This is a genomic window from Actinomadura sp. KC345 (genome assembly GCF_004348515.1).
In the GTDB taxonomy this organism is placed as follows: Bacteria; Actinomycetota; Actinomycetes; order Streptosporangiales; family Streptosporangiaceae; genus Spirillospora.
Genome location: NZ_SMKH01000210.1, coordinates 1 through 14329 on the forward strand (window position 1 = coordinate 1; position 14329 = coordinate 14329).

Annotated in this window: 15 protein-coding genes; 2 read left to right on the forward strand and 13 right to left on the reverse strand. The window is 70.9% G+C overall.

Annotated features, from left to right (window positions below; all coding sequences use genetic code 11):
- The 4 genes from E1281_RS27865 to E1281_RS27880 all read right to left on the reverse strand — a co-directional run.
- The coding region (locus E1281_RS27865) for a nitronate monooxygenase (protein ID WP_207943531.1) at positions 1-441 on the reverse strand (441 nt) is incomplete at its 3' end.
- 34 nt (positions 442-475) lie between these two features.
- The gene (locus E1281_RS27870) at positions 476-859 is read right to left on the reverse strand and encodes an OB-fold domain-containing protein (RefSeq protein ID WP_131882685.1); all 384 of its coding nucleotides are present in this window, start codon (positions 857-859) and stop codon (positions 476-478) included.
- Between the two features lie 2 nt (positions 860-861).
- Positions 862-2022 (reverse strand): thiolase family protein, encoded by a 1161-nt coding sequence (locus E1281_RS27875; RefSeq protein WP_131882686.1) that lies wholly within the window; start codon positions 2020-2022, stop codon positions 862-864.
- A gap of 82 nt (positions 2023-2104) precedes the next feature.
- Complete coding sequence (locus E1281_RS27880) at positions 2105-3088, reverse strand: helix-turn-helix domain-containing protein (protein ID WP_243717475.1); 984 nt, start codon at positions 3086-3088, stop codon at positions 2105-2107.
- A gap of 82 nt (positions 3089-3170) precedes the next feature.
- Between E1281_RS27880 and E1281_RS27885 the strand changes: the two genes are divergently transcribed.
- Positions 3171-3824, forward strand: a complete 654-nt coding sequence (locus E1281_RS27885) for an HD domain-containing protein (protein ID WP_165959141.1) — start codon at positions 3171-3173, stop codon at positions 3822-3824.
- A gap of 103 nt (positions 3825-3927) precedes the next feature.
- Here E1281_RS27885 and ehuA read toward each other — a convergent pair whose 3' ends face one another.
- The 9 genes from ehuA to pip all read right to left on the reverse strand — a co-directional run bounded on the left by ehuA (position 3928) and on the right by pip (position 12069).
- Entirely contained in the window at positions 3928-4881 is a 954-nt protein-coding gene (ehuA, locus tag E1281_RS27890; RefSeq protein WP_243717477.1) for an ectoine/hydroxyectoine ABC transporter ATP-binding protein EhuA, read from the reverse strand.
- On the reverse strand, positions 4868-5521 hold the full coding sequence (ehuD, locus tag E1281_RS27895; RefSeq protein ID WP_131882688.1) for an ectoine/hydroxyectoine ABC transporter permease subunit EhuD: 654 nt from the start codon (positions 5519-5521) through the stop codon (positions 4868-4870). Before ehuD ends, ehuA begins: the two co-directional genes overlap by 14 nt.
- Positions 5521-6237, reverse strand: coding sequence for an ectoine/hydroxyectoine ABC transporter permease subunit EhuC (gene ehuC / locus E1281_RS27900; protein ID WP_131882689.1), 717 nt, complete (start codon positions 6235-6237; stop codon positions 5521-5523). Before ehuC ends, ehuD begins: the two co-directional genes overlap by 1 nt.
- Positions 6238-6241: 4 nt before the next feature.
- A complete protein-coding gene (gene ehuB / locus E1281_RS27905) occupies positions 6242-7138 on the reverse strand; it encodes an ectoine/hydroxyectoine ABC transporter substrate-binding protein EhuB (protein WP_243717479.1) in 897 nt (298 codons plus the stop codon).
- 105 nt (positions 7139-7243) lie between these two features.
- Positions 7244-8152, reverse strand: coding sequence for an ectoine hydroxylase (thpD, locus tag E1281_RS27910; protein WP_131882690.1), 909 nt, complete (start codon positions 8150-8152; stop codon positions 7244-7246).
- Positions 8149-8544, reverse strand: a complete 396-nt coding sequence (locus E1281_RS27915) for an ectoine synthase (protein ID WP_131882691.1) — start codon at positions 8542-8544, stop codon at positions 8149-8151. Before E1281_RS27915 ends, thpD begins: the two co-directional genes overlap by 4 nt.
- 78 nt (positions 8545-8622) lie before the next feature.
- Positions 8623-9885 (reverse strand): diaminobutyrate--2-oxoglutarate transaminase, encoded by a 1263-nt coding sequence (gene ectB, locus E1281_RS27920; protein ID WP_131882692.1) that lies wholly within the window; start codon positions 9883-9885, stop codon positions 8623-8625.
- A 53-nt stretch (positions 9886-9938) separates the two neighbouring features.
- On the reverse strand, positions 9939-10487 hold the full coding sequence (ectA, locus tag E1281_RS27925; protein ID WP_131882693.1) for a diaminobutyrate acetyltransferase: 549 nt from the start codon (positions 10485-10487) through the stop codon (positions 9939-9941).
- Between the two features lie 598 nt (positions 10488-11085).
- Complete coding sequence (pip, locus tag E1281_RS27930; RefSeq protein WP_131882694.1) at positions 11086-12069, reverse strand: prolyl aminopeptidase; 984 nt, start codon at positions 12067-12069, stop codon at positions 11086-11088.
- Between the two features lie 386 nt (positions 12070-12455).
- On the opposite strand from pip, the gene E1281_RS42160 reads away from it, so the two are divergent.
- Positions 12456-14309, forward strand: coding sequence for an alanine-zipper protein (locus E1281_RS42160; RefSeq protein ID WP_131882695.1), 1854 nt, complete (start codon positions 12456-12458; stop codon positions 14307-14309).
- Positions 14310-14329: the final 20 nt, after the last annotated feature.

Consider the following 14329-nt stretch of genomic DNA (forward strand, 5'->3'; position numbering starts at 1 on the left):
GGCGATGAGGCCGATGGGGTGGGCGAGCGACACGTCGATCAGCTCGGTCGCGCCCTTCGCGGTGACCCGCGCGCCGTCGTCCGCGTTCGAGCGCTTGGCCTTCTCGAAGTCGGGCAGCGGGACGTCGTACTTGGCGAACAGCCCGACGAGGAAGTTCCAGTGCTCCTCGGGGACCGCGGCGAGCAGGGCGTCGATGCCGCCGCCGCCCTCCGCCGCCTTGTCGATCTTGCCGGGGACCAGGACGTCCACACCGTAGGGGCGGCCATTCACCTGGTCGTCGATCCAGCGCAGCTCCTCTTCGAGGCGGTCGGGGGTGTAGGCGACCGCCCCGAGGACGCCGAAACCGCCCGCGTTGGTCACGGCGGCGACGACGTCGCGGCAGTGGCTGAAGGCGAACAGCGGGAACTCGATGCCGAACCGTGCGCAGACCTCGGTGTTCATGACCCGAACGCTACTGGACCGAATGCAATTCGGTCTACTCGCGGAAGAGGACGTAGGACTCGCCCTCGTCCGGGTGCACGAACGCCGCGCGGAGGGGGAGGCCCTCGCGCAGGGACTCCGGGGCGACGCCGTCCAGCCGGGCGTGCAGCCAGGGGCCTTCGGCGAGTTCCACCAGCGCCAGGTGGGCCGGTGGCCCGGCCCCGTTCCGGGAGTGGGTGACGGTCCAGGTGACCAGGGTCGCCTCGCCGCTCGCCTCGGCCCACACGAGGTCCTCGCCGCCGCACCCGGGGCAGCCGGTCTCGTCCGGCGCGAACCAGCGGTCGCACGCCTCGCAGCGCCTGATCACGAGCCGGCCGGCGGCGGTGCCGTCGAAGAACGGGTCGGTGCGGCCGTCCCGCCGCAGGACGCCGATGTCCATGCTCAGGCCCCCTTCTCGTGCGGGCTGACGATGAGGGTCGAGTGGTGGTCGAGGATGCCGCCGTTGCCGCTGACCAGAATCACCTCGTTGGACGGGGCCTGCCGCTCGCCGCCGTCCCCGCGCGCCTGGATCACGGCCTCCGACAGGGGCGTCATGCCCCACATGTAGTACGCCGAGAGCTGGCCGCCGCCGGTGTTGGTCGGCAGCGACCCGCCGGGGCCGAGCGCGCCGGACGCGGCGAACGCGCCGCCCTCGCCCTTGGCGCAGAACCCGTAGTCCTCCAGCGACACCAGCACCGTGTAGGTGTAGCAGTCGTACAGCTCGCACACGTCCACGTCGGACGGCGTGATCCCCGCCATCTTCATCGCCGTCGCGCCCGACGACGCGGCGCCCGTCGTCAGGCCGAACTCGCTGCCGCGCTCCTTGCGGTGCCCGGGATGGCCCTGCCCCCAGCCCCACAGGTGGACGGGCGGCCGGGCGAGGTCGCGGGCCCGGTCGGCGCCGGTGACCACGACGGCGACGGCGCCGTTGGAGACCAGGCAGCAGTCCAGCAGGTGCAGCGGCTCGGACACCCAGCGGGACTCCTGGTGGTCGGCCAGGGTGATCGGCTCGCGCATCTGGGCGAGCGGGTTGCGCGACGCCCACTCCCGCGTCGACACGGCGATCGCGCCGAGCTGCTCGCTGGTGGTGCCGTAGCGGGTCATGTGCCGCTGCGCGGCCAGGGCGTAGTGCGAGTTGACGCTGCGCAGTCCGAGCGCCGCCGTCATCCCGCCGAACCCGTACCACTCGCGGGCGTCGCGGTTGTAGGCCGAACCGGCCGACTCCTTCGGCTTCAGCGGCGCGTCCGCGAACACGCAGGCGACGGTGGTGGCCGTGCCGCTCAGCACCGACATCGCCGCGTACGACAGCATCGCGCCGGCGGTCGCGCCGAACGCGTTGACCTGGGAGAGCAGCCGCAGGTCGCGGAGTCCGAGGGCGCCCGCCAGCTCGATGCCGGGGGAGCCGCCCAAGCCGTGGCTGACCAGGAGCCCGTCCAGGTCGCCGAGATCCAGCCCCGCGTCGGCGACCGCGAGCCGCACCGCGTCGGCGGCGAGCCGCCGCGGGCTCCGCCCGTACACCTTGCCGAGCTCGGTCATCCCGAGTCCTGCGATCGCTGTGCCCATCACTCCAACCTCGCCCCTCCACGCTTACCCGGCAACGGTACCGAATGGCGTTCGGTGCAATCCACGGCGGGGCGGGCCGAGATCAGGAGGACGGCGTCCGCGCGCGGAAGGCGCCGCGGTAGGCCAGCGGTGAGGCGCCGACGCTGCGGGCGAAATGGGCGCGCAGCGTCACCGGCGACCCGAAGCCCGCCTCGGTCGCGACGCGCTCGACCGGCAGGTCCGTGGTCTCCAGGAGCTGCTGCGCGCGGTGGACGCGGGCGCGCGACAGCCATCGCAGCGGTGTCGTGCCCGCCTGCTCGCGGAACCTCCGGGTCAGCGTCCGGACGCTGACGGACGCGTGGCGCGCGATGTCGTCCAGGGTCAGCGGCCGGTGAAGGTTGGCCTCCAGCCAGGCCAGCGTCGGCTGCAGGGCCGCCACGTCGTCCGGCGGGTCCTCGTGCCGGATGTACTGGGCCTGCCCGCCGTCCCGCTGCGGCGGCATGATGATGCGGCGCGCCGTCCGGGCGGCCGTCGCCGAGCCGTGGTCCTGGCGGACGATGTGCAGGCACAGGTCGATCCCCGCCGCGACCCCGGCGGAGGTCAGCGTCCGCCCGTCGTCCACGTACAGCACCGACGGGTCGACTTCGACGTCCGGATACCGCCGCGCCAGCGCCTTCGCGTAGCTCCAGTGCGTGGTGGCGCGCCGCCCGTCGAGCAGCCCGGCGGCCGCGAGGACGAACGCGCCGACGCAGATCGACGCGATCCGCGCGCCGCGGTCCGCCGCGTCGCGCAGGGCGTCCAGCACCTCGGCGGGCGGGACGGCCCGCACGTCCTCGTGGCCCGGGACGACGATCGTGTCGGCCGCCGCCAGAGAGTCCAGGCCGAACGGTGTCTCCAGCCGCATGCGGCCCAGCATCGGGGACGTCTCCGCGCCGCCCGGCGGGGTGCATGCCCGCACCTCGTACAGCGGGGCGTTCCCGGACGTGGTCGTCGTGCCGAACACCTGGCCCGGGACCGACAGATCGAACGCCACCACCCCGTCGAGCGCGAGCACCGCCACCACGTGCATGGCCAGAACATAGCGCATATCGGCAATCCGGACACTGGCCGGAGGGCGGCGCCGCGGCGGACGATCGATGCGTCCACCCGATCACGTTCGAGGAGCATCGATGGCCGACCACTTCGCCGAGTTCTCCCTGCCCGACACCGACCTGACCCGCAAGGCCTACGACCTGGTGTTCTCCGAAGCGACGGAGACGATCGCCAACCACAGCGCGCGGACCTACCTGTTCGCCCGCGCCATCGGGGAACGGCGAGGGCTGCGTCCCGCCGCCGACTACGACGACGAGGTGCTGTTCCTGGCGAGCGTCCTGCACGACATCGGGCTCACCGAGAGGGGGGACGGCGCCCAGCGGTTCGAGGTGGACGGCGCCGACCGCGCCGCGGAGTTCCTGAGCGGGCACGGGCTGGACGACGAGCGGGTGCGGGTCGTGTGGGAGGCGATCGCGCTGCACGCCAGTTTGGGCATCGCCCACCGGATGCGGCCGGAGATCGCCCTCACCCACGCCGGGACGGGCGCCGACATCGCCGGATTGGACGCCGGGACGCTCCCCGAGGGCCTCTCCGACCGCGCGCACGGCGCGTTCCCCAGGGGCGGCGGCGGTCCGGAGATCACCGCGGCCATCATCGACCAGATCGCCCGGAACCCGGCCAAGGCGCCGATCGGCTCGTTCCCCGGCGAGATCGCGCGCCAGCACGGTGCCGACGCGCCCGCCCCGGAGTGGCGGGAACTCGTCGCCTCCGCCTGGCCCGGGGTCGGGTGAGCGCGGCATCGGAGGCGGGCTCCGGCCGCCCCCGGCGCCGACGAGAGTCGCCCGCGTCCCCGGGGCGACGGGGACGCGGGCGACGGCCGCCTGCGGGATCCTGTCAGGAGGCCAGGACCGCCTGCAGGAAGTCCCGGGTGCGCTGCTCGGCCGGCTCGCCGAAGATCTGGTCCGGGTGGCCGGCCTCGACGATCTGGCCCTGGTCGAACATCAGGACCCGGTCGGAGATGTCCTTGGCGAAGGCCATCTCGTGGGTGACGCACAGCAGGGTCAGGTCGCTCTGCCGGGCGATGTCGCGCAGCAGGTCCTGGACGCCGACGACGAGCTCGGGGTCCAGCGCCGAAGTGACCTCGTCCAGCAGCAGCACGCGGGGCTGCATGGCGAGCGCGCGCGCGATCGCCACCCGCTGCTGCTGGCCGCCCGACAGCTGGGTCGGGTGAGCGTCGATCTTGTCGGCGAGCCCGACCATCTCCAGCAGGCCCTTGGCGCGCTCGACCGCCTCGTCCTTGGAGACCCCCAGCACGCGCACCGGCCCCTCGGTGAGGTTGCGCAGCACGTTCATGTTGGGGAACAGGTTGAACTGCTGGAACACCATGCCGACCTGCTTGCGCATCTCGTGCAGGTGCTTCTGGTTGGCCGGGACCCGTTTGCCGCCCCGCTCCATGTGCCACAGCGTCTCGTCGCCGATCCAGATGACGCCCTCGTTGAGGGTCTCCAGCGTCATCAGCAGCCGCAGGATGGTGGTCTTGCCCGACCCGCTCGGCCCGATGAGCGTCACGCGCTCCCCGGGCTCCACGGTGAAGTCGAGCTCGCGGAGCACGACGTTGTGGCCGAAGCGCTTGACCACCTTCTCGAAGCGGATGCCGGGCGCGCTCCCGTGCGGAAGCTCGGCGGCGGGCCCGCCCTCCGGCGCGTCGTCCTTCTTGGAGAGGTTCTTCTCCGTCGAGACGTCCTTCTTCTCGGAGGCGCTCTCGTCGGCCGCGACGCGCTTCGGGCTCGGTTCGCCCTCCGGGTCCTTGGGCGTCGGGGCTTCCGGTGTGCTGTCAGTTGGTGGCATAGCGCCTCTCCAAGCGGCGGACGAGTATCGAGGATATGACGCTGACCACGACGAACAACAGGCCGACCATCGTCATCGGCTCCAGGAACTGGCCGTTCACCGACCCGACCCTGTTGGCCTGGAAGAGCAGTTCCGCGACGTTGATCGCGAACAGCATCGGCGAGTCCTTGAACATCGCGATCAGGTAGTTGCCGAGCGTCGGGATCACCCGGCGGATCGCCTGCGGCAGGATGACGTCCAGCCACACCCTCGACTTCGGCAGGTTGAGGGCCGTGCACGCCTCCCACTGCCCCCTGGGGACGTCGGCGATCCCCGCCCGGTACACCTCGGCCGTGTAGGTCGAGTAGTGGATGCCGAGCGTGATGATCCCGGCCGTCAGCGGTGACAGCGTGATGCCCCAGGTGGGCAGGACGAAGAACACGAAGTACAGCTGCGGGATCAGCGGCGTCGACCTGATGAACTCCGTGACCCACCGGACCGTCTGGTTGACGGCCTTGTACGGCGTGCGGCGCAGCAGCGTCCACACCATGCCCAGGATCAGGGCGATCACGTAGCCGGCCAGCGTGGCGATGATGGTGTAGCGCAGCCCGCTCAGCAGGTCGGGGAGGATCTCACCCGTGTATTCCCAGTTCCAGGTCATCAGCCCGATACCCCCGCTCCGGGGGAACCGGCCGCGACCGTGCCGAGCGACGGCTCACTGGGAAGGCTGCGGCCCAGCATGCGGTCCACCCGCCGCTCGGCGTAGCGGACGCACAGCTGCAGGACCTGCGCGATGATGAAGTACAGGACGAGGACCACCGAGAACGCCGCGACGGTCTCCCCGCTGCTGCCCTGGATGTTCTTCGACACGCGGGTGAGGTCGACCAGGGTGGCCAGGGACACGATGGCCGTCCCCTTCATCAGCTCGATGATCAGGTTGCCGAAGGGCGGCAGCATCAGCGCGAAGGCCTGCGGCAGCAGGACCCGCCGCATCCGCTGGAACGGCGTGAAGTTCAGCGCCACCGTCGCCTCGTACTGGGCCTTCGGCACCGCGTTGACCGAGCCGCGGACCACCTCCGCGCCGTAGGCGCCGACGTTCAGGCCGAGCGCGAGCACGGCCGCGAACATCGGGGTGAACCGCAGCCCGATCAGGGGCAGCGCGTAGAAGAACCAGAACAGCAGCACCAGTGTCGCGTTGCCGCGGAAGAACTCCACGTACACCCGGTTGAGGACACGCACGGGCGCGTGGCGGGAGGTTCCCGCCAGGCCGAAGACCAGGGCGAGCACCAGCGCCAGCCCGCCCCCGTAGATGGTGAGCTGAAAGGTGAGCCAGGCGCCTTTCAGCCACTGCTCGTAGCTGCTGAGGACGTCCCCCACCGGATCAGCCCCGGCAGAACTTGTCGGCCGTGTCGTCCGCGGCCGGCATCTCCGCCTGGGTGAAGCCGAACGGCTGCAGGATCGGCAGCAGCTTCTTCTCCTGCTTCAGCTTCTCGAGCTGCTGGTTCCAGGCGTTCAGCAGGTCGGTGTCGGCCTTGCGGAACGCGAACGCGCCCGCGCCGAACTGCTCCTTGCCGTCGATGACGGGAGTGAACGGCTCGGTGACCTCGAAGCCCTCGCCCTCGTGCTTGGACAGCAGGTCGGCGAGCGAGATGCGGGTCAGCCAGATGCAGTCGATGCGCCCGGCCTTGAGGCCCTCGTATGCGCTCGCCTGGTCGGCGTAGGTCTTGATGTTGCCCTTCTTCACGCCGGTGCTCTCGGCGTAGCCGGCCTCGACGGCACCGGTCAGCACGCCGACGTTGACGCCCTTCTTGCCCGGGTCCTCGGCGCCCTTGAGCCCCTCGGGGTTGCCTTCCTTCACCATGAACGCGCTCTTGGCGACGTACTCGGGGTTGGCGAACGCCGCGGAGGCGCAGCGCTCCGGCGTGATGAACATTCCGGCGGCGATCGTGTCGAACCGCCTGGCGTTGAGCCCCGCGATCAGGCCGGCGAAGTCCACCTGGACTCCCTTGACCTCGTTGATCCCGAGCTCCTTGAAGATGACCCGGGCCAGCTCGGGCGCCTCACCGGTCAGCTTGCCCGACTTGTCCGTGAAGCCGTAGGGCGCCTCGTTGGCGAAGCCAACGGTGATGGACCCCGCGCTCTTGGCCTTCTCCAGCGTGCCGCCACCGGCCCGCTCCTCTTCCGGATCCGTCGTGGAGCAGCCCGCCGCGGCCAGCGGCGCCGCGGCGGACAGCAGCACGGCGGTACGGAGGAAGTCGCGTCTCGAGGAAGTCATCATCGAACTCCTGGGATGGGTGCGCTCCCGCCCCCGCGGGGGACCTGGGGCGGCCCCCCGCGAGCACGGGAGCAGGGCGGGTCGGGGTTATCGAATTGTTGTGTTCATTCAGCCGCCCACGGGGGTGAAGTCGCGGGCGCCGATGAACTCCGGACGCGGTGCCGGCGCCGAGAACGGTTCGACACAGGCGTTCTCGACACTGTTGAACACGATGAACACGTTGGAACGCGGGAACGGGGTGATGTTCCCGTTCGAGCCGTGCATGCAGTTGCAGTCGAACATGGTGGCAGAGCCCGCAGCCCCTGTGAACAGCTCGATCCCGTGTTTGTCGGCGAGGATCGAGAGGCTGCTCGGATCGGGAGTCCCGATCTCCTGAGCGCGCAGGGACTCCTTGTAGTGGTCGTCCGGGGTCTCCCCGACGCACGCCACGAAGGTCTTGTGCGAGCCAGGCATAATCATTAGCCCGCCATTGTGCACGAAATTCTCGGTGAGCGCGATGGATATGCTCACCGCGCGCATCCGGGGCATGCCGTCCTCCGCGTGCCAGGTCTCGAAGTCCGAGTGCCAGTAGAACTCCTTGCCACTGAACCCTGGCTTGTAGTTGACCCGGCTCTGGTGAACGTAAACCTCGGAGCCGAGAAGTTGCCGGGCCCGGCCGACGACGCGGGGGTCGCGGATGAGGGAGGCGAAGACCTCGCTGATCTTGTGGATCTCGAAGATGGAGCGGACCTCGTCCGAGCCGCGCTCGGTCACCGTGCGCTCGTCGGCCAGGATCTGCGGGTCCGCGGACAGCCTGCGCAGCTCGGCGCGGTAGTCCTCGACCTCCTCCGGCGCGATCAGCTGGTCGACGGACAGAAATCCGTTGGTCTCGAACGAGTCGAGGGTGGCGGCGTCGATCGGCCCGTCCTCCGGGGCTCCGTACACGACGGGGTCCTGCCGGTACAGCAGCGCGGCCTCGGCGGCCTTCCGGGTGGGGTAGGCGTCGTCGATGGTCGGATGCGACTCGATGATGCTCATGCGTCCTCCTCGGTCAGCAGCGGATAGACCCCGTTCTCGTCATGGACCTCCCGCCCGGTGACAGGTGGATTGAACACGCAGACGGTCTTCAGGTCCGTGTGCGCCCTCACCGTGTGGTGGTCGTGCTCGTTCAGCAGGTACATCACGCCCGGCGCGAGCTTGTGCTTCTCGCCGGTCTCGTCGTCGGTCAGCTCCCCCTGGCCCTCGATGCAGTAGACGGCCTCGATGTGGTTCGCGTACCACATCTTCGTCTCGGTGCCCGCGTACAGGATCGTCTCGTGCATCGAGAAGCCGACGCCCTCCTTGGCGAGGACGAACCGGCGGCTGCACCACGTCGGCGCCTGCACGTCCCGTTCGGTACCGATGATCTCGTCAAGGGAACGAACAATCATGAATCTCCTCTTTCCAGCTCTGCCCCGGGCCGGGCCCCTCGGGGAGCCCGGCCCCGTTCGGGCGGTGTTGCGCTCAGCTCAGACGGCGACCTTCTGGCGGACGGCCTCCAGGGAGTCGGCGATGATCTCCAGGCCCTGGCCGAGTTCGGCCTCGGTCGTGGTGAGCGGCGGCAGCAGCTTGACGACCTCGCCCTCGGGGCCGGAGGTCTCCATCAGCAGCCCGCGCGCGAACGCCTCGGAGCACACCTTCGGCGCCGTCTCGGGGTCGTTCATCACCAGGCCCCACGCCAGGCCCCGGCCGCGGACGGAGTCCACGGCGCCGGCGTGCGTGATCGCGATCGACTCCAGCGCCGCCTGCACCTGCTGGCCCTTGGCGAGGGTCTCCTTCTCCATGTCGTCGCCCGTCCAGTAGTCCTCCAGGGCGCCGACGGCCGTGACGAACGCGGGGTTGAAGCCGCGGAACGTGCCGTTGTGCTCGCCCGGGTCCCACACGTCCAGCTCCCGCTTCATGAGCGTGATCGCGAACGGGAGCCCGTAGCCGCTGAGCGACTTGGACAGGCAGACGATGTCCGGGGTGATCCCGGCCTCCTCGAAGCTGAAGAACGACCCGGTGCGGCCGCAGCCCATCTGCACGTCGTCGACGATCAGCAGGATGTCGTGGCGGCGGCACAGGTCCTGGAGGCCGCGCAGCCACTCGGCGGTGGCGACGTTGATGCCGCCCTCGCCCTGGACGGTCTCCACGATCACGGCGGCGGGCTTGTCCAGGCCGCTGCCGCTGTCCTCCAGCATCGTCTCGAACAGCAGGAAGTCGGGCGTCCGGCCGTCCAGGTAGTTGTCGTAGGGCATCGCGACGCCGTGGCCGAGCGGCACGCCCGCGCCGGTGCGCTTCATCGAGTTGCCCGTCACGGCGAGCGCGCCGAGCGTCATGCCGTGGAAGGCGTTGGTGAAGCTGATGACGGACTCGCGGCCGGTGTACTTGCGGGCGAGTTTGAGCGCGGCCTCGACCGAGTTGTTGCCCGCGGGACCGGGGAACTGCACCTTGTAGTCGAGGGCGCGCGGCCGGAGCACGTACTCGTTGAACCGTTCCAGGAACTCCCGCTTGGCGGAGGTGTACATGTCGAGGCTGTGCACGACCGCGTCGCCGGCGAGGTAGTCGATCAGCCTGCGTTTCAGTTGCGGGTTGTTGTGCCCGTAGTTGAGGGTTCCGGCGCCGGCGAAGAAGTCCAGGTAGCGCTTGCCGTTCTCATCGGTCATGTAGCTGCCCTGGGCGGTGGTGAACACCGTGGGCCAGCCGCGGCAGTAGCCGCGGACTTCTGATTCCAGGCGGGCGAAGACGTCCATGTCTGCCTCCAAGGCAGGTCGGTGTGGGGGAGCGGACGGGGGTGTGTGATGGATCAGTTCGCGTCGGTGATCGGGCCGATCCGGAAGAGCACCTCGGGCTCGTGTCCCCCATCGGGGAAGTGCTCCGCGCCGAACAGCGGGCTGCGGGCGAGTTCGCATCCGCGGTCACGGGCGAACGATGCGAACATCGCGGTGGACGCGGTGTTGTCCGGCGTGACCGTCGCCTCCAGGAACCGGTGCCCGCGCGGGACGAGCCGGTCGGCGAGGCTGTCGAGCATGCGGCGGGCGAGGCCCTGGCCGCGGTGGTCGTGGTCGACGGCGACCTGCCACACGAAGAACGTGTCGGGCCGGGACGGGCGGACGTAGCCGGTGATGAATCCGCACGGGGCGCCGGCGTCGCGCGCCACCACGGAGGTCTCCGAGAAATCGCGGCACCAGAGCGTGTAGCTGTACGGCGAGTTGACGTCCAGGACGCGTGAGTCCCGCGCCATCCGCCAAAGCTCCGGGCCGTCGGCGAGGCTCGGCTCCTGGAGTTGCACGTCCGCGTTCGTCTCGTTCGCGTCGGGGCGTCGGGTCGGTGATTCCAGGGGTTGCGCTGCCATGTCCAGGCAACTTAGCGAATCTCGCGCCGTGATCGCAGAGGAATGTTATGTGCGGGATGTTTAGCGTGGCGGCGCACTGGGTAGGGTAATTGGCTTTATCGAATTCGCTGCAATTCGAGGCGGGTTCGGAAGGGCGGCCGTCCGCCTTTCCCCGTGCTACGCAGGAGGTACTGCCGACTGCACGGGTCGCGGCCCCCGGATGCTTCCTGAACGTCACCTTAATGTTTTGTCGTGACCGCGCGAGGGGTTTTGTGTATCGGTTATGTGAGGTAAGTCACTCAAAAGTCATGTCAACGTCCCGGGTGCGGCGGGCGTCACGTCGCATCGCACGAGGTCGTCCGCTCGCGGGCGGCATGGGGCGGGTGTGGGACAAGGCGTTGGCGCGGACTCTGGAGGCCCCCGTCTGCTGACCTTCAAGGGGCAGCTTCACTATCGGACGGGAAAGAGCCGGATGGCTTAGAAGTAAGAATTCGGGTGTTTCGGTCCCCGGATACCCCGACCGGGTGGCGGTGTGAGCTCCGCTCCCGGCCGGGGAATCGGACCGGTCGTAAACCCCCCGGACGACGGTCCGGTTAAGCGGGCGTTCCGGCGCCGGGCGCTACGCCGTTTCCGGTCGGCGCTTTCCGGCGAAGCGGTCGGTCGCCTCGATCAGATGGTGCAGGATCCCCGGCTCGTCGAAGGCGTGCCCGGCGTCGTCGACGATGTGGAAATCAGCCTCGGGCCACGCGCGGTGCAGATCCCACGCCGTGGCGACGGGGGTGCACACGTCATAGCGGCCCTGGACGATGACGGCGGGGATGTGGCGGATCTTGCCGACGTCGCGGATCAGCTGCTCGTCCTCGAAGAACCCCTCGTTGACGAAGTAGTGGTTCTCGATGCGCGCGAACGCCACCGCGTAGTCGGGCTCGCCGAAGCCGCCGGCCGTCTCCGGGTCCGGCCGCAGCGTGATCGTCGAGCCCTCCCAGGTCGCCCACGCCTTGGCCGCGGCGACGCGCACGTCCCGGTCCGGGGAGTCGAGCCGCTCGGCGAACGCGGAGATGAGGTCCTCCCGCTCGTCCTCGGGGATCGGCTCGACGTACTTCTCCCAGAGGTCGGGGAACAGCAGCGACGCGCCCTCTTGGTAGAACCAGTACAACTCGAACGGCCGCAGGGTGAAGATGCCGCGCAGCACCAGCTCGGTCACGCGCTCCGGATGGGTCTGCGCGTACGCCAGCGACAGGGCGCTGCCCCAGCTCCCGCCGAACACGAGCCACCGCTCGATGCCGAGGTGCTCCCGCAGCCTCTCCATGTCGGCGACCAGGTTCCAGGTGGTGTTCGCCTCCAGCGTCACCTCGGGGTCCTTCGCGTGCGGCAGGCTCCGCCCGCAGTTGCGCTGGTCGAACAGGACGATCCGGTACGCCTCCGGGTCGAACTGCCGGCGGTGCGCCGCGCTGCACCCGGCGCCGGGCCCGCCGTGCAGCATGACGGCGGGCTTGCCCTCGGGGTTCCCGCAGACCTCCCAATAGACGCGGTTGCCGTCGCCGACGTCGAGAAGCCCGGAATCGTACGGCTCGATGGGCGGGTACAGGGTGCGAAGCTCCATGGGGCGCGATTGTCGCACCGGTTCCGCCGTCCCGCCCGGTGTGACCCGCAGCACCCGCCGGGACGGGCCGCGGACACCGCGAAAACGCCCCGAGCAGGCCCGCTGTGCACGCCGGTCCCCTGCCGGGACCAAGAAAGTAAACCCCAAACTGGGCAAACGTTCCGCTGGTCGCGACTAGAGTGCCTTCCGTGAGCGAAGCGACGAGGCATCAGGGCCGGTAGCGGAGCGAGCGAGATGTGCACACCGAACCCCGCCAACGCGGCCGGGCGCCGCCAGGCGAGGAGACACGTGGGCGAAGTGACGAGCCGCCAGGCGAGGAACGCCGCGACCAGGATGAGCATGGCCATGGCGTTCACGTGGCACCGAGCCGTGAGGCGAGGAGAGCAGTGAGTGAGCTGAACGGATCGGGCGGTTCCCGCGGAGTCCCGGACGCGGGGTCGCCCTGGACCGCCATGGGGCGCGACCCGAACCGCACGCCCGAGTCGCCGGTGCCGCCGGCCCAGCAGCCGATCCAGATGTCGAAGCCCGCGCTGCCCGGCCCCGCCGCGCAGCAGCAGCACCCCGGCCAGCAGGGCCGGCCGGGGCAACCGGGCCAGCACGGGCAGCAGGGCCACCAGCCGCAGCAGGGCCTCCAGGGCCAGCCAGGCCACCAGGGCCACCCCGGGCAGCACGGCCGGACCGGTGAGCTGGTGCGGCCCGAGCCCGAGCAGCCCGAGGCCCAGCCCTGGGACATGGTCGAGCGGCTCCGCCAGATGGCCGACCTCATCGGCGACGCGCTCGCCGCCGGTGAGCGCAAGGTCAACGACGTGCAGAACGAGATCGCCGCCCAGGTCGCGGCCATCGCGGCCGAGCGGGAGTCGGCGCAGCGCGACGCGGCGGCCGCCTGGGGCGAGGTGCAGCGCGCCCGCGGCCAGGCCGAGCAGGCCGACCGCCGCGCGGTGGAGGCCGAGCGCCGCCTCGGTGACGCGCAGAACGAGATGGCCTCGCAGGTCGCGTCCGTCCAGGCGGAGAAGGAGTCGGCGCAGCGCGACGCGGCGGCCGCCTGGGGCGAGGTGCAGCGCGCCCGCGGCCAGGCCGAGCAGGCCGACCGCCGCGCCGTGGAGGCCGAGCGGCAGTTCGCCGAGGCCGACCGCCGCGTCTCCGAGGTCCAGAACGAGGCCGTCACCCAGATCGCGGCGCTGCAGACCGAGAAGGAGAACGCGCAGCGGGACGCCGCCGCCGCGTGGAACCAGGCCCAGCAGGGACGCACCCAGGCCGACCAGGCACGCGGCCAGGCCGAGCAGGCGCGCATCCAGGCCGACCAGGCGCGCGCGCAGGCCGAGCAGACCCGCGCGCAGATGGAGCAGGTGCAAGGCCAGGTCGAGCAGGCCGAGCGCCGTGTCGCCGAGGCCGAGGCCACGGTCCGGCAGGCGATCCAGCAGCGCGACGCCATGAGCGAGGCCCGCGACGACGCGCTCCGCGCCGTCGAGGACGCCGTCACCGGGCGCCGCTCCGCAGAGGCCGAGCGCGACCGCGTCACCGAGCAGGCCGCGGAGCTGTCACGGGCCCTGGAGGCCGCGCACGCCGAGCTGTCGGCGCTGCGCGCCAAGGTCACCGACGCCGAGATGACCGCGCAGAACCTGCAGCACGCCGTCGTCGGCGCCGGCAAGGAGGCCGACGAGTCCCGCCGCCGCGCCGAGGTCGCCGAGCGCCGCGCCCAGGAGAACGAGCGCCGCGCGCAGGAGGCGGAACGCCGGGCGCAGGAGTTCGAGCGCCGCGTCCAGGACGCCATGGGACGGGCCGAGGCCGCCGAGGCCGAGCGCCAGCAGGCCCTCGACACGGCCGCGCAGTCGCTGGAGGCCGCCAAGAAGGCCGAGCGCGAGCGCGACGGCAACGCCAAGGCCAAGGAGGCCGCCGAGCGGGCCCGCGAGGGCGCCGTCCAGGCGCAGGCGCGCGCCGAGTCCGAGCTGACCCTGGCCCGCGGCCAGTCCGACCAGGCCGGGCGCGAGCGCGACAAGGCCGTGGCGGGCATGCGGCAGATGGCCGCCGAACGCGACGCCGTCGCCGAGAAGCTCGCCGAGCGCGACCAGTGGGTCGACCAGCTCGCGCAGGCCGTCACCGAGCAGCGCGCGCAGATCGCCGAGCTGTCCCAGGAGCGCGACGCCGCCCGCCAGGCCGCCGACCAGGCCCGCTCCCTGATCGACGAACTGACCCGCCAGCTCCGCACGATCATGCCCACCGGCGCCACCCCGCGCCTCTAGGAGGAGCCTCTAGGAGGAGC